Annotated in this window: 21 protein-coding genes; 14 read left to right on the forward strand and 7 right to left on the reverse strand. The window is 49.6% G+C overall.

Annotation, left to right across the window (positions count from 1 at the left end; translation table 11 throughout):
* Window positions 1-157: 157 nt before the first annotated feature.
* The 4 genes from BM185_RS06990 to BM185_RS07005 all read right to left on the reverse strand — a co-directional run bounded on the left by BM185_RS06990 (window position 158) and on the right by BM185_RS07005 (window position 4,761).
* Window positions 158-352 (reverse strand): cation transporter, encoded by a 195-nt coding sequence (locus tag BM185_RS06990; protein ID WP_091961246.1) that lies wholly within the window; start codon window positions 350-352, stop codon window positions 158-160.
* A gap of 37 nt (window positions 353-389) precedes the next feature.
* A complete protein-coding gene (gene ygfZ / locus BM185_RS06995) occupies window positions 390-1,358 on the reverse strand; it encodes a CAF17-like 4Fe-4S cluster assembly/insertion protein YgfZ (protein ID WP_091961249.1) in 969 nt (322 codons plus the stop codon).
* 163 nt (window positions 1,359-1,521) lie between these two features.
* Window positions 1,522-4,122, reverse strand: coding sequence for a bifunctional aconitate hydratase 2/2-methylisocitrate dehydratase (gene acnB, locus BM185_RS07000; protein ID WP_091961251.1), 2,601 nt, complete (start codon window positions 4,120-4,122; stop codon window positions 1,522-1,524).
* A gap of 162 nt (window positions 4,123-4,284) precedes the next feature.
* Entirely contained in the window at window positions 4,285-4,761 is a 477-nt protein-coding gene (locus BM185_RS07005) for a DUF1289 domain-containing protein (RefSeq protein WP_177203498.1), read from the reverse strand.
* A gap of 46 nt (window positions 4,762-4,807) precedes the next feature.
* Between BM185_RS07005 and BM185_RS07010 the strand changes: the two genes are divergently transcribed.
* Both BM185_RS07010 and murB read left to right on the forward strand, forming a co-directional pair.
* On the forward strand, window positions 4,808-5,299 hold the full coding sequence (locus tag BM185_RS07010) for a low molecular weight protein-tyrosine-phosphatase (protein ID WP_091961257.1): 492 nt from the start codon (window positions 4,808-4,810) through the stop codon (window positions 5,297-5,299).
* Window positions 5,289-6,344: a UDP-N-acetylmuramate dehydrogenase gene (murB, locus tag BM185_RS07015; RefSeq protein ID WP_091961260.1), complete on the forward strand. Its 1,056-nt coding sequence runs from the start codon at window positions 5,289-5,291 to the stop codon at window positions 6,342-6,344. Before BM185_RS07010 ends, murB begins: the two co-directional genes overlap by 11 nt.
* Here the strand turns inward: murB and BM185_RS07020 are convergent.
* Entirely contained in the window at window positions 6,333-7,235 is a 903-nt protein-coding gene (locus BM185_RS07020; RefSeq protein WP_091961263.1) for a LysR family transcriptional regulator, read from the reverse strand. The two genes, murB and BM185_RS07020, sit on opposite strands and share 12 nt — an antisense overlap.
* Window positions 7,236-7,408: 173 nt before the next feature.
* On the opposite strand from BM185_RS07020, the gene BM185_RS07025 reads away from it, so the two are divergent.
* From BM185_RS07025 to BM185_RS07055, 7 genes are all read left to right on the forward strand, one after another.
* Window positions 7,409-8,563, forward strand: a complete 1,155-nt coding sequence (locus BM185_RS07025; protein WP_177203499.1) for a transglycosylase SLT domain-containing protein — start codon at window positions 7,409-7,411, stop codon at window positions 8,561-8,563.
* Between the two features lie 71 nt (window positions 8,564-8,634).
* A complete protein-coding gene (locus tag BM185_RS07030; RefSeq protein ID WP_091961270.1) occupies window positions 8,635-9,198 on the forward strand; it encodes a hypothetical protein in 564 nt (187 codons plus the stop codon).
* 196 nt (window positions 9,199-9,394) lie between these two features.
* The gene (locus BM185_RS07035; protein ID WP_091961272.1) at window positions 9,395-10,894 is read left to right on the forward strand and encodes a CoA-acylating methylmalonate-semialdehyde dehydrogenase; all 1,500 of its coding nucleotides are present in this window, start codon (window positions 9,395-9,397) and stop codon (window positions 10,892-10,894) included.
* Between the two features lie 198 nt (window positions 10,895-11,092).
* Window positions 11,093-11,785: an early set domain-containing protein gene (locus tag BM185_RS07040; RefSeq protein ID WP_091961275.1), complete on the forward strand. Its 693-nt coding sequence runs from the start codon at window positions 11,093-11,095 to the stop codon at window positions 11,783-11,785.
* A gap of 9 nt (window positions 11,786-11,794) precedes the next feature.
* Window positions 11,795-12,673 carry a hypothetical protein gene (locus tag BM185_RS07045; protein ID WP_091961277.1) on the forward strand — a complete coding sequence of 293 codons (879 nt, stop codon included), beginning with the start codon at window positions 11,795-11,797 and terminating at the stop codon, window positions 12,671-12,673.
* Window positions 12,674-12,810: 137 nt separating this feature from the next.
* Window positions 12,811-13,344 (forward strand): methylated-DNA--[protein]-cysteine S-methyltransferase, encoded by a 534-nt coding sequence (locus BM185_RS07050; RefSeq protein WP_091961280.1) that lies wholly within the window; start codon window positions 12,811-12,813, stop codon window positions 13,342-13,344.
* Window positions 13,341-14,393, forward strand: coding sequence for a CobW family GTP-binding protein (locus BM185_RS07055; RefSeq protein WP_091961282.1), 1,053 nt, complete (start codon window positions 13,341-13,343; stop codon window positions 14,391-14,393). Before BM185_RS07050 ends, BM185_RS07055 begins: the two co-directional genes overlap by 4 nt.
* A 12-nt stretch (window positions 14,394-14,405) precedes the next feature.
* Here the strand turns inward: BM185_RS07055 and BM185_RS07060 are convergent, their stop codons facing one another.
* Window positions 14,406-15,014: an FMN-dependent NADH-azoreductase gene (locus BM185_RS07060; protein WP_091961285.1), complete on the reverse strand. Its 609-nt coding sequence runs from the start codon at window positions 15,012-15,014 to the stop codon at window positions 14,406-14,408.
* 109 nt (window positions 15,015-15,123) lie between these two features.
* On the opposite strand from BM185_RS07060, the gene BM185_RS07065 reads away from it, so the two are divergent.
* From BM185_RS07065 to BM185_RS07085, 5 genes are all read left to right on the forward strand, one after another.
* Window positions 15,124-16,026, forward strand: coding sequence for a LysR family transcriptional regulator (locus tag BM185_RS07065; RefSeq protein ID WP_177203500.1), 903 nt, complete (start codon window positions 15,124-15,126; stop codon window positions 16,024-16,026).
* Between the two features lie 37 nt (window positions 16,027-16,063).
* Window positions 16,064-16,393 (forward strand): hypothetical protein, encoded by a 330-nt coding sequence (locus tag BM185_RS07070; protein WP_091961290.1) that lies wholly within the window; start codon window positions 16,064-16,066, stop codon window positions 16,391-16,393.
* Window positions 16,394-16,557: 164 nt separating this feature from the next.
* Complete coding sequence (gene fadB / locus BM185_RS07075) at window positions 16,558-18,705, forward strand: fatty acid oxidation complex subunit alpha FadB (protein ID WP_091961293.1); 2,148 nt, start codon at window positions 16,558-16,560, stop codon at window positions 18,703-18,705.
* A 33-nt stretch (window positions 18,706-18,738) separates the two neighbouring features.
* Window positions 18,739-19,914 carry an acetyl-CoA C-acyltransferase FadA gene (gene fadA / locus BM185_RS07080; RefSeq protein WP_091961295.1) on the forward strand — a complete coding sequence of 392 codons (1,176 nt, stop codon included), beginning with the start codon at window positions 18,739-18,741 and terminating at the stop codon, window positions 19,912-19,914.
* A gap of 119 nt (window positions 19,915-20,033) precedes the next feature.
* A complete protein-coding gene (locus BM185_RS07085) occupies window positions 20,034-20,501 on the forward strand; it encodes a hypothetical protein (RefSeq protein WP_091961298.1) in 468 nt (155 codons plus the stop codon).
* 58 nt (window positions 20,502-20,559) lie between these two features.
* Here the strand turns inward: BM185_RS07085 and BM185_RS07090 are convergent.
* Window positions 20,560-20,748 (reverse strand): hypothetical protein (locus tag BM185_RS07090; RefSeq protein ID WP_143089494.1); only part of this gene is annotated, 189 nt, incomplete at its 5' end.

Below are 20,748 nucleotides of genomic sequence, written 5' to 3' on the forward strand. Positions count from 1 at the left end.
AGTGATAGAACGCAAGCGGGAAGAGCCTGGCGGCAGGGTGGTGTTTGGTCAGGCTGTTCACAACAGGATGTTGTGACCAGAGCTTACAGGGACGTATGAACGCGTCCTGACAAACAGCCACCCTGCAACAGGCAGGCGGTAGGTGGTGGCCTGCGGCTTATTCCTCTGCCTCAAAGCCCAGGTTTTCAATAATTTCTATGGCTTCGTCCGGGCTGATACTGCCGGTAATTTCAGCCGAGTTCTGGGTGACATCGACCTGCTCAACCCGCTCATGGGTAACCAGCGCTTCAGTGACCTTGTTGACGCAGCCACCGCAAGTCAGGCCCATCAGCTTGAGTTCAAAACTTGGCATTTTGTGCTCCACAATTCAATTTTCAATAAAAAAGTTTTTAGGCTTCGGCACCATGCAAGGCCACCCTTGCCTGAGGATCGTAGGGCAAGTTTAGCAGACTGGCTTTCAAAGTAAGTTCTGAATTAGCAAAAAATGTATCATTTTCCTCTAATGCATTTTGGTTGATCACTGCCAGGGCTTCCAGCTCACCACGTCGGTCAGATGCTGTTTGAATGATCTCACCCTGTTGCTTGCCTTGGGCATCATAAACAGCTGCTGGAAGTTGCAGTTCGCCTGTGTTCAGGTGGATGCGATGCAAGCGTTTTTTGACCTGCCCACGAAACTGGGCACGAGCGACAATTTCCTGTCCGATATAGCAGCCCTTTTTAAAACTAACCGCGCCCTGGGCCTGAAAGTTAAGCATCTGGGGTAGGTACTGGTCTGCCAATTCTGCAGTTACCTGTACCCGACCAGCTTGAATATCCAGTAGCTTCCAGCATTCTTGAGGAGCCTCGGTGGTCAGGCTGTGGATTTTATTCAAAGTGGTTGTAAAGTTTTCGTGATCACGTTTTAAAAGTACTAAGCCACGTGCCAGGGGGCCTGGTAAATGCAGAACCAGTCCTTGGTCATTAACTGCCTGGCGGTAATCAGTTTTGGGCCAGGCACCGAGGAGACTGGCAACTAGGGCAGGGGTTTCTTTACCGGACAAGCCCAAAATCTGGTAGTCCGCTGTTGTGTCTACCAGTCGAGTTTTGAAAAAAGGCTCGTATTTTTTTAAATGACTGCTGACTGCTTCCAGATTGTTCTTGGGTAGAATCAAGGCCAGGTGGTCATCGGCAAAGGAGACGACCTCAAAACTACTGATGACCCGGCCTTTCAGGCTGCAAAGAAGGCCAGGTAGTGCTTGTTCATTATTGACCAGGCGTAGATCAGTGGTGATCTGGCCCTGGAGAAGCTTATCCGGCTGGCCGCCCTGGAGCTCGAGAATTGCCAACTCATCGAGTGAGGCACAAAAAACTTGGGACATGAAGAAAACCCTTATCGGTTTATCGGCTTATTGCATCGCAGTAATGTGATTGATAGGGGTGCTTATTGCAAGTTTCAAGGGTGCAATAAAAAAACCGCCACTACTTAAGTAGGGCGGTTTTTTTAAAGGCTGAAACCCGAAGGCTTCAGCGCTTGTCAGCCGATCAGGCTTCCTGGGCAACAGGAATCACTGAAGAAGCAGCTTTCTGATACTCTTCGATCTGGTCGAAGTTCAGATAGCGGTAGACTTCACCCGCCATAGTGTTGATTTTGGAAGCTTTTTCCAGGTATTCCTCTGGGGTTGGCAGTTTGCCCATAATGGAGGCAATCGCAGCCAGCTCAGCAGAAGCTAGGAAGACATCCGCACCATCACCCAAACGGTTGGGGAAGTTACGCGTCGAGGTGGATACAGCAGTGGATTTAGGTGCAATACGTGCCTGGTTACCCATGCACAGCGAGCAGCCTGGCATTTCCATGCGCGCACCGGACTTGCCGTAGATGCTGTAGTAGCCTTCTGCGGTCAATTGGTGCTGATCCATCTTGGTGGGCGGAGACAGCCACAGACGTGTAGGCAGCTCACCCTTGTATTGTTCCAGCAGCTTACCAGCAGCGCGGAAGTGACCGATGTTGGTCATGCAGGAGCCAATGAAGACTTCATCAATCTTGCGACCAGCAACTTCAGACAGCAGGCGGGCATCGTCTGGGTCGTTAGGTGCACAAAGAACAGGTTCTTTGATTTCGTTCAGATCTACTTCAATGACGGCTGCATATTCAGCATCTTTGTCAGCACGCATCAGAGAAGGATTGGCCAGCCAGTCTTCCATCGCCTTGGCGCGACGCTCCAGAGTGCGAGGATCGCCATAACCGTTGCTGATCATCCAGCGTAGCAGAGTGATGTTGGACTTCAGATACTCGGCAACAGACTCTTCAGACAGGGTGATGGTACAACCGGCTGCAGAGCGCTCGGCAGAAGCATCAGAGAGTTCAAATGCCTGCTCGGCAGTCAGGTGCTCCAGACCTTCGATTTCCAGAACGCGGCCAGAGAAGATGTTCTTCTTGCCTTTCTTCTCAACGGTCAGGTGACCATCTTGAATGGCTTGGTAAGGAATGGCGTGAACCAGATCGCGCAGGGTAATACCTGGCTGCATTTCGCCTTTGAAGCGAACCAGTACTGACTCAGGCATATCCAGCGGCATCACACCAGTAGCTGCAGCGAAGGCGACCAGACCGGAACCTGCTGGGAAAGAAATGCCCAGAGGGAAACGGGTGTGAGAGTCACCACCAGTACCCACGGTGTCAGGCAACAGCATGCGGTTCAACCAGGAGTGGATGATACCGTCACCTGGGCGCAGAGACACACCGCCACGGTTCATGATGAAGTCAGGCAGGGTGTGGTGGGTGTTGACATCAACAGGCTTGGGATAAGCAGCAGTGTGACAGAAAGACTGCATCACCAGATCCGCCTGGAAGCCCAAGCAAGCCAGGTCTTTCAGTTCGTCACGGGTCATAGGACCAGTGGTGTCCTGAGAACCGACAGTAGTCATCTTAGGCTCGCAGTAGGTGCCTGGTCGAACACCTTCCATGCCACAGGCTTTGCCAACCATTTTTTGAGCCAGGGTGAATCCCTTGCCAGTATCGACAGGCTGCTCAGGTTTCTTGAACAGATCAGAAGGGCCCATGCCTAGTTCAGCGCGTGCTTTTTCAGTCAGGCCGCGACCGATGATCAGAGGAATACGGCCACCAGCGCGAACTTCATCCAGTAGCACCTGGGTTTTCAGTTCAAAAGTGGAGACCACTTCATCAGTGCCGTGCTTGCAGACTTTACCTTGGTAAGGGTAAACGTCAATGATGTCGCCCATGTTCAGGTTTTCAACATCCATCTCGATGGGCAGAGCGCCAGCATCTTCCATGGTGTTGTAGAAAATAGGTGCGATTTTGGAACCAAAGCAGAAGCCACCGGCGCGCTTGTTGGGTACGTTGGGGATGTCATCACCAAAGAACCAAAGCACCGAGTTGGTCGCTGATTTACGTGAAGAACCAGTACCGACTACGTCACCAACATAGGCAACGGGGAAGCCTTTGGATTTAACTTCTTCGATTTGCTTCAGAGGGCCGGTCACACCGGGCTCTTCAGGTTTGATGCCGTCACGTTCCATTTTCAGCATGGCGTTGGCATGCAGAGGGATGTCAGGACGTGACCAGGCATCAGGAGCAGGAGACAGGTCGTCAGTGTTGGTTTCGCCAGGCACTTTAAAGACGGCCAGGGAAATCTTTTCAGCAAGAGCAGGTTTGTTAGTAAACCACTCGGCTTCAGCCCAGGACTTCATAACGGCCTTGGCGTTTTCGTTACCTTCTTTGGCTTTGTCAGCGACATCGTGGAAGGCATCGAACATCAGCAGGGTATGCTTGAGTTCTTCACCAGCCAGGGCACCCAGTTGGTCGTCTTCCAGGAGGTCAACCAGAGTGACTATGTTATAGCCGCCTTGCATGGTGCCGAGTAGTTGTACGGCTTTTTCAGCAGAAATGAGTGGGGAAGAGGCTTCGCCCTTGGCAACGGCAGCCAGGAAGCCAGCTTTAACGTAGGCGGCTTCATCAACACCAGCAGGTACACGGTTGCTGATTAGGTCAACCAGAAACTCTTCTTCGCCTGCGGGCGGGTTTTTCAGCAGGTCAACCAAAGCAGCGGTTTGCTCTGCATCCAGTGGTTTGGGTGGAACGCCCTCTTGAGCGCGTTCTTCGACATGTTTGCGGTAAGCTTCTAGCACGGTTTTATACCCTCATCTGTTAGCGCTTCGATCGACAGCGGAAAATCCTGTTCTTCTTGAATCAAAGCAATCGATGGATTCATCGATCCCTTTAAAAGGCGGTGGCATTGTAGAGTAAATTGTCAACAAAGTTAAGTTGGGCAAAAGTTGTAGACCCTTTGGCTAAGGACTACAAGCTTGGATCAGGCGCTGGTTGAGCTGGTTGTAGAGGGCTGCCGGGCTTAAATGTTGAGCTTTGGCGGTTTTTTTCAGGCCATAGGCTTCCAGTGAATCTATTTTTTCGCTGCCTGCCCTTAACAGGTCTATAACCCAGGCTTCAGCGGGTGCCCGCGGATGGTGGCGAACACCAAAACGCTTTAACTGCTTGCGTAAGAGTGCTTGATCAGTGATTAGAACATAGTCTTTCACCAGAGTTTCCGCATTTCTCCAGAGCCTTTTCCAGACTTGGTTTTGCTGAGCGGGCGACATGCGATTCCAGCGATCCACTTCGTCGGTTGTTCTTTTACAACCGCGACAAACGGGATCGCCAAAGGTGGTGGAACAAAAACCGACACAAGGAGATTTCATAAACAAGATTTCAGCCAAACAATTTGCGGCCAGCATTTTACAGGCTAGTGGCTTATAATGCCCAGCATTCATTAGCCAGTTTCCTTTATACCGACTTTCGTTCAGGTGTGCTGATTTTATGACCCAAAAAGAAAAAGTTTCTGTTCTCTTCGTTTGTTTAGGCAACATCTGCCGGTCACCAACAGCTGAGGGAGTCTTTCGCCAACAGGTTGAAAATGCAGGCTTAAACGATCGTTTGCAGATCGATTCAGCAGGTACAGGTGATTGGCATGTGGGTAAGGCACCCGACAAGCGAATGCAGGCTGCGGCCCTGGATCGAGGCTATGATTTGTCGGCCTTGAAGGCTCGGCAAATTAAAACTGAAGACTTGGATGCTTTTGACTATGTGTTGGTAATGGATGAGCAAAACAAAACGGATGTGGAAGCGCTGGCCGCAGAAATGGAGCATCTGGATAAAATACGTTTGTTGCTGAGCTACAACCCTTCAGCCATTACCGAAGTGCCTGATCCCTATTATGGTGGCGAAAGTGGCTTTCATCAGGTCATTGACTTGGTGGAAGAGGCCTGCAAACGTCTGCTGGTTCAGCTACGGAAAAGCCATGATCTCTAAGCAGGAACATGCTGACCTGACCAGCCTTAATACCTTGAAGCTGCCAGCCAAAGCCGCTTGGCTGGTTAAAACCTCAGGGCAGGAAGCCTTGTTGGAAGCCTTGGATTTTGCGGCCAGCCTGCAGCTTCCGGTTTTTCCCTTGGGCGGCGGCAGTAACTTGATTCTAGCGAAAGATTTGCAGGCTGTGGTTGTGCATCAATTACCCGAGCCCTTGAACTGGTCAGCTTCTGCAGGCTTGGATGTCAGCTTGCGCGTACCGGCTGGTTATAACTGGCATCAACTGGTTTTGGAGACCACTTCCCGCGGCCTTTACGGCTTGGAGAATCTGGCCTTGATTCCAGGTCAGGCGGGTGCGGCCCCTGTTCAAAACATAGGTGCCTATGGAGCAGAGCTCAGTGATTGCCTGGATGCAGTCGAGGGTTATTGGTTGCAGCCAGATGAAAAGCCACGTTCTGATCTGCTGCCCGCAAAAGATCTGCAATTGGGTTATCGCGCCAGTCGCTTCAAGGGTGATTGGAAGGGGCGCTTTATCATTACGGCCTTGCACCTGCGTCTTAAAAAGCAGGCCGAACCGCGCTTGGGTTATGCTGATTTGGCTGAGCGGGTGGCTGGCAAAAGAGAATTGCGTAAGGAAGTTGAAGCAGCTTGTGTGCCCTTGCCCCGTATTATTGCCGAAACCGTGGCTGAAATACGTCAGGAAAAACTGCCTGATCCCAAACAGCTACCTAATGTGGGCAGTTTCTTTAAAAACCCTGTGATTTCAGCCGAGCAAGCCGATGCTTTGCTGAACGCTTGGCCGGCCATGCCCACTTATCCGGCGGGTGATCAAGTAAAAGTGGCTGCTGCCTGGTTAATTGATCAGTGTGGCTTCAAAGGTCAGCGTCTAGGGGCTTTTGGTGTGCATGATCGCCAGGCATTGGTATTGGTTCATCATGGCGGCGGGACAGCTGACGGCTTATTGCAACTGGCTGAACAGATTCAACAGGCCGTTAAAGAGCGCTTTGGTATCCAGTTGGAAGCTGAGCCCGAATGGTTAGCTGAGTGAAGGCTCATCCATAAGCAGGTTTTGGTGTTCTTGAGTGACCCGCTTTAATTCCTGCCAGACTGCCTCTACGCGAGCAAGGCGTTTACGCTCTGGTTGGGCTGCAAGCCAGAAACTCCGGGTCAGGCTGATTTCTTCTGCCAAAACCGGTTTGAGTTCGGGGGCTTCAGCAGCTAAAAAGCAGGGCAGAATGGCCAACCCCAATCCAGAACGGGCCTGGGCGTACTGGGCAACGACACTGGTACTACGAAAAGCAGGTTGCGCATCAGGTAGTAGTCTTTCCATGTAATTCAGCTGGTCACTGAACATCAGGTCATCAATATAGCCTATCAAGCGATGGTGATTGAGGTCTTCAATTCGTTCCAGTGCGGGGGCCTGCTGTAGATACTTTTCGGTCGCATAGAGCTTCAGCCGGTAATCACAGAGCTTGGTAACCACCAGGCTGGTGTGTCTGGGCCGCTCAATGGTGACGGCCATATCTGCTTCATGCCGGGTGAGCTTAACAAAACGGGGCATAGGCAGAAGTTCTACAATCAGCCGGGGATTTTGTCGGCAAAAGTCAGCCAGACGCGGTGTGATAAAAAAACTGCCAAAGCCTTCCGTTGAGCCAATACGGACAGAACCTATCTGCTCTTCACCCAATCCCTGTAAGATTTCCCCTGCTGTTAAAGCCTGCTGTTCCATCTGTCTAGCGGTTGCAAGCAATAAACGCCCTTGATCGGTTAGTTGATGCCCTTCCTGTCCCCGCTCAAAAAGCTGAACTTCCAAGGAGGTCTCCAGCCGGTGCAGGCGTCGTGAAACTGTTGAGGCATTGATCCTCAAACGCTTGGCCGCTTCACTGAGTCGTTCAGTGCGCGCAACCTCTAGAAAAATGCGAATGTCGTCCCAGTCCATGTTGCATGGCTCTTTAGTTAAAAGACAACATTCTTGACCTGCATTTTCTGCAAGTCAAAGAAAATTGAGAACCAGTTTGCATTTTAAAGAGACTGGCTTGACATTTAGTGGTCCAGTGGCAAGATTCATTCACGAAATGCGATCAACGAGCAGTAAATCAAGGAAATAATAACGTGAAAAAGGTTTTGCTAGGGGTGCTGGGTGCTGGACTGATACTGTTACCAACGGTTGCGGCTTCGTCAAGTTTCGAGGAGTTTCAACAACAGCAGCGCCAGGGTTTACAGCAGTTCCAGCAGGATTTTGATGCAGCCTTTCAGGCTTATCAGGATGCCTTTAACGAGGCCTTTGCAGCCTATCAGGAAGAACTGAGAGCCCACTGGCAAGAGCCCCTGTTGACCGATCGCCATACCTGGGTTGAGTACTCTCAGGATCAATCCAGTCGTAGCATCGTCGACTTTCAAGCCAATCAAATCCGTATAGAAATTGATTCTGAAAAAAGTGGTGGCTCAGCTGATGCGGCGGTAGAGCTTCTGGTTGATGTGATCAACCGTCCTGTTGATGAAGCGGTTGAGCGGGATGAGGTAACCCAAAGGGCGATAGAAAAAGCCGGCTTGCCAAGTGAATCTCTGGGTACTCAAGGGCAGAAGCGGGTATTAAATGAAGTTCAGCCAGAGCATGCTGAACAGATGATGAATGAAGCTGAGGTTAGTCAGCGTCAAGAACCTGCACCCGATGGTAGTCAGCGTGAAGTCATTGTACTGACCGTTCCTTTGCCACCTTCAAGGACGACTGACAAGGCACGAGAATACTTGCCGCTGATTAAACGCCATGCCAAACACTATGATATTGAACCTGCATTAATGCTGGCGATTATGCACAGTGAAAGTAGCTTTAACCCTATGGCGCGCTCACATATTCCGGCATTTGGTTTGATGCAAATTGTTCCGGGTTCTGCAGGTAGAGATGTGGCTCAGGTTGTCTATGGCGAAGATCGAGTTTTCAGTCCATCCTATCTCTATAATCCTGACAATAATGTGCGCGCTGGGGCTGTTTACCTGGATATTCTCAACAGTCGTTATTTGCGCCAAATTGAACACCCTGAAAGCCGTCTTTATGCAGTAATTGCTGCCTATAACACTGGGGCTGGCAATGTGGCGAGAACCTTTACCGGCGGTTCTACCAGCCCAGCCCAGGCTGCTCGCATTATTAACGAGATGCAGCCAAAAGATGTTTATGACCAGTTGCGGGCCCAGCTTCCCTATGAGGAAACACGTAACTACCTGGATCATGTGGCTAGGCGAACTCTGGCGTATCGTGAATTTGAGTGAAGTTTTGGTCTGTATAACCAAGAAATGTCCGTCACCTGGCGGGGATCATTAAGAAAAGGAAGAGTAGTATCATGAAAAAAAATATCTTTGCAGTCTCTGCTCTAGCAGTCTCTCTCGCTCTGGTTGGCTGTGCCAGCAGCCCTTCACAGCCTGAAGAGCCATCCATTCCCAGCTGGATTTTTACGCCTGAAGTACAAGATGGCTTAGCTGCAACAGGCTGTGTTCCTGCTTCTGGACGTATCAGTTCTGACAGCAGCCGTGCAGATTTGGCTGCCCGCCAGCAACTGGCTACCACCATGGGTGCTCAGGTTCAGTCGCTGACTGAAAACTACCAGCGCACTATTGATACCGAAGAAGATGGTCTGGATGTTGGCGGTAACTTTGAAGAAGTAACCCGCCAGATAGTTGATCAGGAAATGGTTGGCAGTCGTCGCGTACGTGCTGAATATGTCACCATTGAAGATCAGCGCCAGTTCTGCTCTATGGTCGCCATAGGTCAGGAGAGCGTCACTCAAATGCTGCAGAATGTTGCTGAAGCTGCGGGTGCTGAGCCTGATGCCTTTACCACTTCGCAAATGCGCGAACAGTTTATGAGCCAACAGGCTCTTAATCGTCTGAATCAGGCTACTCAGTAATTTAGAAACTCTCTGAGTTAACCATTAAAAGGGGCGAATTCGCCCCTTTTTTTGGATCTTGGAATGCCTTTGCATATTTGCAAGACTGCTTTGCACTCAGCTGGCTTGTCATGCATGCTTACTGATGTCTAAGATGCAAGGACGCTGTAAAAAAATTCAAACAACAATAATCATCCAAGACGAAAAGAGGTATGCCATGTCTGTGCGCGAAATTCCCATGATCATCGGTGGTGAGAAAGTCACCTCCAAATCCACCGACTGGCGCGATGTTCTTAACCCCGCCACCCAAGAAGTGGTTGCCAAAGTCCCCTTCTGTACACTGGATGAAGTGGATGCGGCCATCAATAATGCCAATGAAGCCTACAAAAGCTGGCGTAACACTTCGCTTGGCGCGCGTATGCGCATCATGCTGAAGTTCCAGCAGTTGCTGCGTGACAATGCCAAGGATCTGGCGGCGTTGATTACCGAAGAGCATGGCAAAACACTGCCAGATGCTGAAGGTGAAGTGGGTCGCGGTCTGGAAGTTGTTGAACATGCCTGTTCAATTCCTAGCCTGCAGCTCAGCGAACTAGCGGAAAATGTTGCCACAGGCGTCAATGTTTATACCCTGAAGCAACCTCTGGGCGTGGGTGCCGGTATTACCGCTTTTAACTTCCCGGTCATGCTACCTTGCTTTATGTTCCCGGTTGCCATAGCGACTGGTAATACTTTTGTTCTTAAGCCTTCAGAGCAGGACCCCACCTCGACGCTGCGTCTGGTTGAGCTGGCCCATGAAGCAGGTTTACCACCCGGTGTTTTGAATGTGGTCCACGGTGGTCCTGAAGTGGCCACGCGCCTGTGCCAGCATGAGCATATTAAAGCGGTTTCCTTTATCGGTTCCAGCAATGTCGGTGAGCAGATTTATCAGCATGCCAGCAATGCCGGTAAGCGCGCTCAGTGTATGATGGGTGCCAAAAACCATTGTGTGATTCTGCCTGACGCCAACAAAAACCAAGCCATCGATGCCTTGATCGGTTCTGCTTTTGGTGCTGCAGGCCAGCGCTGTATGGCTAACCCGGTGGTTGTACTTGTCGGTGAAGCTCGCCAGTGGGCTGATGATATTATCGAGCGCTCTAAAAAAATGATTGTCGGTCCGGGCACTAATGTTAAAGCGGATATCTGCCCCGTTGTCTCCAGCTCTGCAAAAGACCGCATTATTCGCATGATCGATTCCGGTGTTGAGCAGGGTGCGACCCTGGCTTTGGATGGTCGTGAGTGTGTTGTGGAAGGCTATGAAAAGGGTAACTTTGTTGGCGCGACTGTGTTTACCGGCGTCACCAAAGATATGGATATCTACAAAGAAGAAATCTTTGGCCCAGTCCTTTGTGTTGTAGAAGCCGAAACTCTGGATGAAGCCATTGCCTTTATCAATGACAATCCTAACGGTAACGGGACTTCCATCTTCACTGCTTCTGGCTGGGCTGCCCACAAATTCCAGAATGAAATTGATGTGGGCCAAGTGGGTATCAATATGCCGATTCCTGTTCCTGTTGCCTACTTTAGCTTTACCGGTTCACGCGGTTCGCGTTTAGGTCCTTTGGGTCCCAACGGTAAAGAAGCGGTTAAATTCTGGACTCATAGCAAAACCGTTACAGAACGCTGGTTTGAGCCTGACAGCATCTCTGCTGGCGTGAATACCACTATTTCCATGAAATAAATTAAAAGATCTCTGCTCTTGGCCCCGCAACTGCGGGGCTTTTTTTGTTGTGCTTAAAATAAGTTTAGATACGCTTTTCTTCTTTTAAATTGCAAAGCGTTACCCACCTAGTACCAATCTACAGGGAATGCGAGTACGTAATCTAATAAGATAAACTGATTCAATCAAACGATTGATTGGTTTTCTGTTGGGGTCGTTATGTCTGTAGATATTCACTTTAATGCATCTGCTCTAGGTTCAATTCAAGAAGTGAGTCTGGTGCTTTTTAAATCCTGGTCAGAAAAGAAAACCTTACCCATGAAGTTAACGAAGCAGGGGTGGAAGGTCTCATTGAGCTTGCCTGCGGGTGAATACAAATACGCTTTTATCGTTAATGGCGGTATCCGTTTGAATGATCCAGAAGCCAACGCTTACGCACCAGATGATGACGAAAAAATTTGGTCTGTATTGTTGATTAATGCTAAAGGACAGCGACTTCACAGTAATCAAAGTTATCGGGTGCACCTACACGACTATAGTTTGGCAACCCGCTTTGATGGCCCTGGTTTGCCAGGTGTTCACAAGCAGATCAATTTAGCTATTGATGAAAGCATCGTTTCCCGCTTTGAGTTTACGCAAGTGGAAGGTCTGCATACGGTTACTTTGGCATGGTACACACCCGATGCAAGGCTACTTCAGTGGTCTGATCACTACCTGGTTGAGAATGAAACCAGTGCACCGATTGAACTCATGTTTCGTTGTCAGCCAAAGACTCTGATGCAGTCACCCTTGTTGGGAATTTGGTCTTTAAAAATGTTTATTGATGGTGCCTTTGTTCTTGAAGATGATTTTAAAGTAGTGGACGAAGAAGTTTACTCTCGTCGTGATTTTTTGGGCTGTGGCGCTGACTAGGAGAAAAAAATGATCAGTATTAGTCATCAGGTAGTAGCGGGATCTGCATCTGTAGTTCAATCCGAACTTCAGCCAAAGGCCGAACCAAAACAGGAAAATGCTGTTGTTGCGAAGGATCAGGCTTTGGATGCCCAAGTCAGTTTAACCTCAAAGAAAGCTGAAGCTGTTCAGAAAGCCGAAGCCGCTGGTCAAGAAAATCAGCGCTCTCGTGGTAACGGTTTGCTGTCTCGTTTTGCAAACAGAGTACAAAATGCTTGGACCTCAGTATCAGAAACCGTTACCCAAGGTGTGACTGTTGCAAAAGGGGTGGCTGCACGCGTTAAAGACACAGCAAGCTCTGTAGTATCTGAAATTAGCACTGGGCTTACTAACGCGAAAGAGCCTATTGCTGAACTGAAAGATAGAGTTGGCGATTTGAAGCAAACTGCATTAGCTATGAAAGATAATGTAAAAAGCTTGGTGGGTGAGGGAGTGTCTGCTGTGATTACTGTCGGAAAGAGTGTTCTGCAAGCAGGAGCATCAATTGCAGAGGGCGCTAAATCAGTCGGTCAAGCCTTTACTTCAGGAAAGACGTTGGGACAGCGTTTTGCCTCAGTTACAGAGGGGGTTAACCAATTCAGGCAAGCAGCTGATCCTATTCGTGAAAGTATCCAGGAATTAAAGCATGTGCGCGATGGCTGGAACTCAGCTGTGGATGCTCTTCAAGCAAACAGGGAACAGTTTAAAACCCAGTGGCATGAAGCAGGCCAATCTTTGTATTCAGTTAAGTCCGAAGTAGGCGAAACCTGGCAAAATATCAAAAGAGAGCTAAACCAGACTGCAGATGATATAGGTGTCCTGATAGGGCGAGATGACCAAGGTCAGCAACCTTTCCATGTGGTTGCATGATACTTCAGGCCGGAGCTGTTATCCGGCCATCTTTAATTTTTTCCTATGATATAGCTTGGCTGAGCCTTCCCTTTCCCTCGTTAAAAGCTGCTATGATCCCTAAAATCAAATAGTGACTATTAACCTCAGGGTGCTTAATGAACTTGCAGCCTATTATTGCCGCTAGTGAAAAAACTCCGCAGTGGGGAGAATTTCAGACCGGCTGGGGAAATGCGATCTTTATCGTGACTGACAAGGGCTTGGCTGTGCTCCAGCCCCTTGCCTGTGACGAGGAGTTTGATGAGCTTATCCAGCAGCAACTGGAGCCTGCTGGCGTTAAAAAACTTTCGGCCGGGCTGCGCGTTCTTTGGTCGCAAAAAATCAGTGAAGCTCTGGTTAATCCCGCTTTGGTTGCCAATTTGCCGTTGGATCTAAAGGGTAGTCCTTTTCAAAAAAGCGTCTGGCAAATGCTGCTTCAGCTAAGAGCCGGTCAGACAGTGACTTATAGTGAGTTGGCTGCCTTGGTGGATCGCCCAAAAGCGGTCAGGGCAGTCGCGACTGCGTGTGCTGCTAACCCCCTTGCCTTGTTGGTGCCCTGTCATCGGGTGTTACGTAAGGATGGCGGCCTGGGTGGCTATCGCTGGGGTGTGGAGATGAAACGTTATTTATTGAAAAAAGAAGGTGCCTTGTGAAGGGTGAAGAAAAGGCAAGAGTGCCTGTGCATGTTATCACCGGTTTTTTAGGTGTGGGCAAAACAACAGCGATTAACCAACTCATGGCAAACAAGCCTGAAGGTGAGCGCTGGGCATTGGTGGTTAATGAATTTGGCCAGATCGGTGTCGATGGTAGCCTGTTAGAAGCAGATGATGATATCCGTGTTAAGGAAATTCCAGGTGGCTGTATTTGTTGTGCCCTGGGTTTGACCCTTTCGGTCACACTAGTCAACCTGCTGCAGAAGTATAAGCCGGATCGTTTACTGATTGAGCCGACGGGCCTGGGGCACCCCGCTGGTATTATCGATGTGCTGACAGGTGAGCAGTTTGCGGAATTTGTCAGCCTGCATCCATTGATTACTCTGGTTGACCCTCGGCAGCTGGAAGATCCCCGCATTCTGGCTAATGAAACCTTTCAGGATCAAATCTCCTTGGCCGATATTTTGGTGTTTAACAAAATTGACCTGGCTAGCCAGCAGCAGTTGGACCAGGCGCTGGAGAGGGCCAAGCAGTTTTTTCCACCAAAACTGGGTTTGCTGGCCTGTGAGCAGGGCCAATTGCCGCTATCCGTGCTGGAGCCTGCAGAGCAGTTGCTTTACCAGCAGCAGACTATTCATAAGAGCGAAACACATCAAACCAGCCAGGCTTCCTTGTTAAAGCCAACTTCGGGTTTGGAGTTTTTGGCCTGGCCAGAACCTGGGCAGCCAGTTTGTCAGGCAGGAGAGGGGCAGGGTGCTTATTCAAGTGGCTGGGTGTTTCACCGGGATGATGCCTTTGATGAAGACGGACTTTACCAGTGGATCGATCAACAAAAAGGGTTGTTGCGTTTGAAAGGAGTCTTTCGGGTCGGCAGTCGCGAATGGCGAAGTTTTAATCAGGTTGGCAATGAGCTGGTAGTACAGCCTATGGCTTATCGGCGGGATTCCAGGTTGGAAATCATCAGTGAACAACCTTTGAATGCCCAGCAAATGGAAAAAGAGCTGCTGGCGCTGACCTATAAGCCAAGTCCGGCAACTCTTTTTGACTAACTCAAGATGAGCTTAAGAAGCCAGGCTTTCAATTTCTTTTCCAGCTGAGGTCAAGGCTTCTGCTCTCAGTTGGTCGCCCATATTCAGGCCTTCGGCGCGGATAATGCTCACATCGGTGATACCAATAAAGCCCAGCAGGGTTTTAATGTAGCTTTCCTGATGCTCCATAGCCGCCGCAGGGCCTTCACTGTAAACACCACCTCGGGCAGAAGCGATGATGGCACGCTTGCCTTTCAGCAGGCCTTCAGGGCCTTGCTCGGTGTACTGGAAAGTGCGACCTGCTTGAGCAACCCGGTCAACCCAGGCTTTGAGTTGAGTTGGGATGCTGAAGTTGTAAAGAGGCGCTCCAATAACCAGGAGGTCGGCAGCAAAAAGCTCGTCGAGTAGCGTTTCTGTCATCGCCAGTTCAGTTTGTTGGCGCTCACTTCGATCTGCCGCTTCAGCAGCACCAGCCAGCAAAATTTCAGCATCCAAATGACTGATGGGCTGGGCGACCAGATCACGATAAGTCAGGCTGGCTTCTGGGTATTGCTGTTGCAGCTGTTTGACAATACGTCCTGAAAGTTCGCGGCTAACGGATTGTCCAGTAAAGAGTCCTGAGTCCAGGTGCAGAATATTCATGAGTGAACCTCTTGGTGGTGGTTGCAATAATGTTGAGTAGATTACTGGGTTATTCTTTTGATCACTAGTGGGCTAAAATGAAAATCACTGTTCCATAAATGGGATAAAAATGAAAGACCTTACCAACTTGGCCCTTTTTGCTCAGGTGATGGAGCAGGGGAGTTTTAGCCAGGCAGCCCGTGTTCTGGGTATACCCAAATCGACCCTGAGCCGCCGTATTGCAGATCTGGAAAAAGAGCAAGGAGTGCGTCTGCTCAATCGCACCACACGTAAATTGGTGCCTACGGCGATAGGTCGCGAATTTTTGGAACCCTGTCAGGCGCTGGTTGCTGCAGCTCAGGCTGCAGAGCAGGTCACGCAAAGAGTGCAGGAAAAACCGCGCGGTCGAGTTCGGATTAGCTGCCCCTATGCGGTCAGTCAAAATATGCTAGTTCATCTGATTCCTGAGTTTATGGCTCAATACCCCGAAGTTCAGGTGGATCTTTGGGTGACCAATCAACCGATCAACTTGCTGACCGATCAGGTGGATATCGCCTTGCGCGTGCGTGCTGGCGTTGAGGATTCTTCCCTGATCGTTAGGCCGTTAACACCTTCCATTCAATGCCTAGTCGCTCATCCAGATTATCTTGCTGAGCGTGGAGAACCCCGCCAGCCAACTGATTTGATATCCTGGGCCAGCCTTTCGATGCCCTATACCAGTGGTCGCTATACCTATGAGCTGACTTCGAATCAAGGCGAGACAGTGATCATTAACCACCAGCCAAGGCTTCTTAGTGATGATCTTTGGATGCTGCGGGAAGCGGCTGCCAAAGCACAGGGTCTGGCGGCTCTGCCTGAAGACCTGTGTCGTCAATACCTGGAAACAGGAAAACTCGTTCGCGTCCTGCCGGAATGGCAGCTGCCAGTTAGTCACTTGCACTTGGTTTATCAGCAACGTCAGGGGCTTTTACCAGCCGTGCGTGTTTTAATCGACTGGTTGGTAGAGAGGCTTCCAAACACAGCAACTTTTTGACTTTTTGCTATCTTTAATCTGAGGGGGAACAGTGCCCATGAAGTTTAAAACAGGATTGGTCGTAGCCTTGTTTGTCACTCTTTTAGTAGGCTGTTCGGGCTCTACAGACGAGGTGTCACTAGATTTTTTGGTGCTGCACTCAGGCTCTTACGATGGCCGAACTCTGACTGTTGAGGGACAGGTTCGTGGTTTGGAAGAGCCTGAACACTATTGGTTGGAAGATGACCGTTATAACCGCGTGGGCCTTTCTCCTGATCAAGAGGTTAAACCTTATCTTGACCAGTCAGTCAGGGTTACAGGCCGCTTTGAAGCCTCAGGCGACAAGGGGCGTCAGATCCGGGTTCACCAAATTGAAGCACTCGAATAGCTGATTCATGCACTAGACTTTCCCTGACAAAATCGACGTTCATGGCTTGACAAGAAAGCCTGGATGGACGAATCTACTCATAAGTTCAAACGACTGTATGAAAAGTTTGTTTGAAGTTTTCATACAGTCTTTATTTTTTACAACAAAAAGCTGGAGATCACGCGATGATTTACCAAGGCAAAGCCATAGAGGTGAAAGCCCTCAGTGATGGAAATGCTGAACTGACTCTGGATTTACAGGGCGAATCGGTTAACAAACTCAGCTCTGCTGTGATCCAGGAACTGGATGAAGCTGTTGCTGCCCTGCAAAAAGAATCTGGCCTTAAGGGCTTGCTGATTAGCAGCGCCAAAGAAGTATTTATCGTTGGTGCCGATATTACTGAATTCCATAGTGTCTTTAATCAAACTGAAGACTACTTGGTTGAGATGAACCTCAAGGTTCATAAAATTTTCAATGCTATTGAAGACCTGCCTTTCCCCACGGTGACTGCGGTAAATGGCCTTGCTTTGGGTGGTGGTTGTGAGCTGCTGTTAACAACCGATTTCCGTGTTATGGCTGAAAAAGCCAAAGTCGGCCTGCCCGAAACCAAATTGGGTATTATTCCCGGTTGGGGTGGTTGTGTACGCCTGCCTCGTTTGATCGGCGCAGATAATGCGATTGAGTGGATTGCTGGCGGTACTGAAAATAAAGCGGATGTTGCTCTGAAGATGGGTGCAGTTGATGCAGTCGTTCCTTTAGAAAAACTGCGTGAAACAGCACTTGATATTTTGGCTGAAGCCCAAGCAGGTAATCTGGATTGGGAAGCGCGCCGTGAAGTTAAAAAAGCACCTTTGCAGCTTAACCCCATTGAATCCATGATGGTGTTTGAAACAGCCAAGGGTTTTGTAGCAGGTAAAGCAGGTCCTCATTACCCCGCGCCTGTAGAAGCGATCAAAGCGATTCAGAAGGGTGCCACTGCCAAGCGTGACAAGGCCCAGGAAGTTGAAGCCAAAACCTTTGCGAAAATGGCTAAAACCGATGTCTGCTTTAACTTGGTTGGTCTGTTCCTGAACGACCAATTAGTTAAAAAGAAGGCTGGTGCTTACGAAAAACAAGTTAACCCAACCAAGAAAGCAGCCGTATTGGGTGCTGGTATTATGGGCGGCGGTGTTGCCTACCAATCAGCTTCCAAGGGCACACCCATCATGATGAAGGACATCAATGAAGATGCCCTGCAGTTGGGTCTGAAAGAAGCCAACAAGCTGCTTTCCAAACAGGTTCAGCGCAAAAAAATTACTGCCGATCAGATGGGTGAAGCCCTGGCGCGTATCCGCCCAACCCTATCCTATGGTGACTTTAAAGATGTTGACCTGACGGTAGAGGCGGTTGTTGAGAACCCCAAAGTTAAGTCCGCGGTTCTGGCTGAGTTGGAAGATCAGGTGGCAGAAGACGCCATTATTACTTCCAACACTTCAACCATCTCCATTACCAGCCTGGCTAAAAATCTGAAACGCCCTGAAAACTTCTGTGGTATGCACTTCTTTAACCCAGTACATCGCATGCCTTTGGTTGAAGTTATTCGCGGTGAGAAATCCTCGGAAACAGCAATTGCGGCCACCGTTGCCTATGCCAAGCAGATGGGTAAAACACCTATCGTCGTTAATGACTGTCCTGGCTTTTTGGTTAACCGGGTTCTCTTTCCTTACTTTGGTGGCTTTATTGGCCTCTTGGAGCATGGCGCTGACTTTAAGCAAGTGGATAAAGTCATGGAGAAATTCGGCTGGCCTATGGGTCCTGCTTACCTGCTGGATGTTGTCGGTCTGGATACCGCTCTGCATGCCAACGAAGTCATGGCTGAAGGCTTCCCGGAGCGTATGAAGCGTGATGGCAAGACCATTTTGAATGTCATGAATGAAGAGGGTCGTCTGGGTCAGAAAAATGACACTGGCTTCTATCGCTATGAAGAAGACCGTAAAGGCAAGCCTAAGAAGGTCTTCGACGACTCCACTTATGAACTGATCAAGCCTTTGATTCAGGCGACTCGTGAATTCAGTGATGAAGATATCATTGCTCGCATGATGGTGCCGCTGTGTATGGAAACTGTTCGCTGCCTTGAAGACGGTATAGTGGAAACACCTGCTGAAGCTGATATGGCCCTGATTTACGGCATAGGTTTCCCTCCTTTCCGTGGTGGTGCGCTGCGTTACATCGATGCTATGGGTGTTAAAGCTTTTGTTGAGTTGGCTGATTCTCTGGCTGAACTGGGTCCTCTATATACACCAACCGACAAGCTGCGTGAGATGGCTGAAAAAGGCGAGCGTTTCTACGCCTAAGCGATCCGGTTAACCGAATTTTGGAGAAAAACAATGAGTCTGCAACCAAGAGATATCGTAATTGTTGATGGTGTGCGCACTGCCATGGCGAAAGCCAAAAGAGGTGCTTTTCGCAACGTGCGCGCTGAGGAGCTCTCAGCTGCGGTGATGACTGCCTTGCTGGAAAGAAGTGCAGGCGTTAATCCTGCAGAAATTGATGACATTATCTGGGGATGTGTTAACCAGACACTGGAACAGGGTTATAACGTTGGCCGTAATGCTGCGGTTCTGACTTCTATCCCGAAAAGTGTTCCAGCTCAGACGGTTAACCGTTTGTGCGGTTCTTCGATGAGCGCGCTGCATATCGCTGGTGCCAATATCCAAGCCGGCCTGGGTGATATCTACCTGGTCGGTGGTGTTGAGCACATGGAGCACGTCTCCATGATGCATGGTGTTGATGTTAACCCTTCAGCCAGCAAGCAAAATGCCAAGGGCGCCATGATGATGGGCCTAACTGCTGAACTTCTGGGCAAGATGCACGGTATCAGTCGTCAGCAGCAGGATGAAATGGGCGCACGCTCTCACCGTTTGGCTCATGAAGCTTCAGTCAATGGCCGTTTTGACAAAGAAATCATTGGCGTTGAAGGTCATGATGCCGAAGGTCGCCTGAAACTGATTCTAAAAGATGAAGTTATTCGTCCTGAAACTACCGTAGAAAGCCTGTCTCAGTTGAAGCCGGTTTTTGATCCACGCAATGGTACGGTTACCGCTGGTACTTCTTCTGCGCTCTCAGTAGGTGCTTCTGGTATGCTGATGATGAGCTACGAGAAAGCTCAGGCTCTGGGTCTGAAACCTATCGCCAAGGTTCGCTCCATGGGTGTGGCTGGTTGCGATCCTTCAATCATGGGTTATGGTCCTGTTCCTGCTTCCAAAAAAGCCCTGAAGGCAGCCGGCCTGACCATGGATGATATTGATATTGTCGAGCTGAATGAAGCCTTTGCTGCTCAGGGTCTGCCGGTATTAAAAGACCTGAAACTGCTCGACAAGATGGATGAGAAGGTCAACCTCAATGGTGGTGCGATCGCACTGGGCCACCCATTGGGCTGTTCCGGTACTCGCATCTCGACCACTTTGCTGAATGTCATGGAGCAAAAAGACGCTACTCTGGGTCTGGCGACCATGTGTATCGGTATGGGTCAGGGTGTTGCCACTGTATTTGAACGCGTATAACCAGCCTGGCTGACTAAAGCTGGAAAACATCTGGTTAAAGTTTGCACAAGGGCGGCGGATTGACTATGCTAATAGCAGAATTTTTTGTTGGTCGTCGCCCAAAGCATGAGAGGTGCTAGATGATTGAATCCAACTTTGGCAGTCAAGCGGCTGCTGTACAGCGTCAAGCACAAGGCCAAGATGTCCGTAGTCAACAGGCACAGCAAGAGGCTAATGACAATGCTGTGGCTGAGCAGGCATCTAGTCAGCCTGTTGCGTCCAGTGGTGCAGAGGCAGTTAATAGTGTCTCAACCCAGCCCAGTGATGTCGTAACTCGGCTTGGTGAAACGCCTGATGAAGTGCCACTTTACGAAAGTGGGCGGCCCAATGGCAGCATTATTCGTCCTGCTATCGAACTGGCACAGAATGCTGAACAGATACGTCAAGCGGATCAACAGACTGAACAAGCTGTTGCCCAGCGTAATGAAGATGAAGACGTGGTTGTTGAACGCAATGCGGATGAACAGGCTGAACGTCAAGCGAATGACAGTGGTTCTCCGGCACGGGGTAATGATCCTTCACCGGATGATGTCCAAGACATGGTTTGATGTGAACCTTGCAATAAAAAACCTGGCCTTAGTGCCAGGTTTTTTTTAGCTTCTCTAGTTATTTTTTGAGTTCGGGCAGATTGGCAAATAGTTCCAGAGCTTCAGGATTGGCCAGAGCATCCTGGTTCTTGACCGGGCGACCATGAATCACTTCCCGAACAGCCAGCTCAACGATCTTGCCGGAGAGGGTGCGGGGAATATCAGCCACCTGGATAATTTTGGCGGGCACATGGCGGGGCGTGGTTTC

Source organism: Marinospirillum celere (assembly GCF_900112235.1).
GTDB lineage: Bacteria > Pseudomonadota > Gammaproteobacteria > Pseudomonadales > Halomonadaceae > Marinospirillum > Marinospirillum celere.

Coding starts and splice junctions, on each gene's coding strand:
- BM185_RS07070 (WP_091961290.1), top strand. CDS start 16,064: ATGAAGTTTAAAACAGGATTGGTCGTAGCCTTGTTTGTCACTCTTTTA.
- BM185_RS07035 (WP_091961272.1), top strand. CDS start 9,395: ATGTCTGTGCGCGAAATTCCCATGATCATCGGTGGTGAGAAAGTCACC.
- BM185_RS07065 (WP_177203500.1), top strand. CDS start 15,124: ATGAAAGACCTTACCAACTTGGCCCTTTTTGCTCAGGTGATGGAGCAG.
- ygfZ (WP_091961249.1), bottom strand. CDS start 1,358: ATGTCCCAAGTTTTTTGTGCCTCACTCGATGAGTTGGCAATTCTCGAG.
- fadB (WP_091961293.1), top strand. CDS start 16,558: ATGATTTACCAAGGCAAAGCCATAGAGGTGAAAGCCCTCAGTGATGGA.
- BM185_RS07030 (WP_091961270.1), top strand. CDS start 8,635: ATGAAAAAAAATATCTTTGCAGTCTCTGCTCTAGCAGTCTCTCTCGCT.
- BM185_RS07005 (WP_177203498.1), bottom strand. CDS start 4,761: ATGAATGCTGGGCATTATAAGCCACTAGCCTGTAAAATGCTGGCCGCA.
- BM185_RS07010 (WP_091961257.1), top strand. CDS start 4,808: ATGACCCAAAAAGAAAAAGTTTCTGTTCTCTTCGTTTGTTTAGGCAAC.
- BM185_RS07050 (WP_091961280.1), top strand. CDS start 12,811: ATGAACTTGCAGCCTATTATTGCCGCTAGTGAAAAAACTCCGCAGTGG.
- fadA (WP_091961295.1), top strand. CDS start 18,739: ATGAGTCTGCAACCAAGAGATATCGTAATTGTTGATGGTGTGCGCACT.
- BM185_RS07040 (WP_091961275.1), top strand. CDS start 11,093: ATGTCTGTAGATATTCACTTTAATGCATCTGCTCTAGGTTCAATTCAA.
- murB (WP_091961260.1), top strand. CDS start 5,289: ATGATCTCTAAGCAGGAACATGCTGACCTGACCAGCCTTAATACCTTG.
- BM185_RS07085 (WP_091961298.1), top strand. CDS start 20,034: ATGATTGAATCCAACTTTGGCAGTCAAGCGGCTGCTGTACAGCGTCAA.
- BM185_RS07045 (WP_091961277.1), top strand. CDS start 11,795: ATGATCAGTATTAGTCATCAGGTAGTAGCGGGATCTGCATCTGTAGTT.
- BM185_RS07020 (WP_091961263.1), bottom strand. CDS start 7,235: ATGGACTGGGACGACATTCGCATTTTTCTAGAGGTTGCGCGCACTGAA.
- BM185_RS06990 (WP_091961246.1), bottom strand. CDS start 352: ATGCCAAGTTTTGAACTCAAGCTGATGGGCCTGACTTGCGGTGGCTGC.
- BM185_RS07060 (WP_091961285.1), bottom strand. CDS start 15,014: ATGAATATTCTGCACCTGGACTCAGGACTCTTTACTGGACAATCCGTT.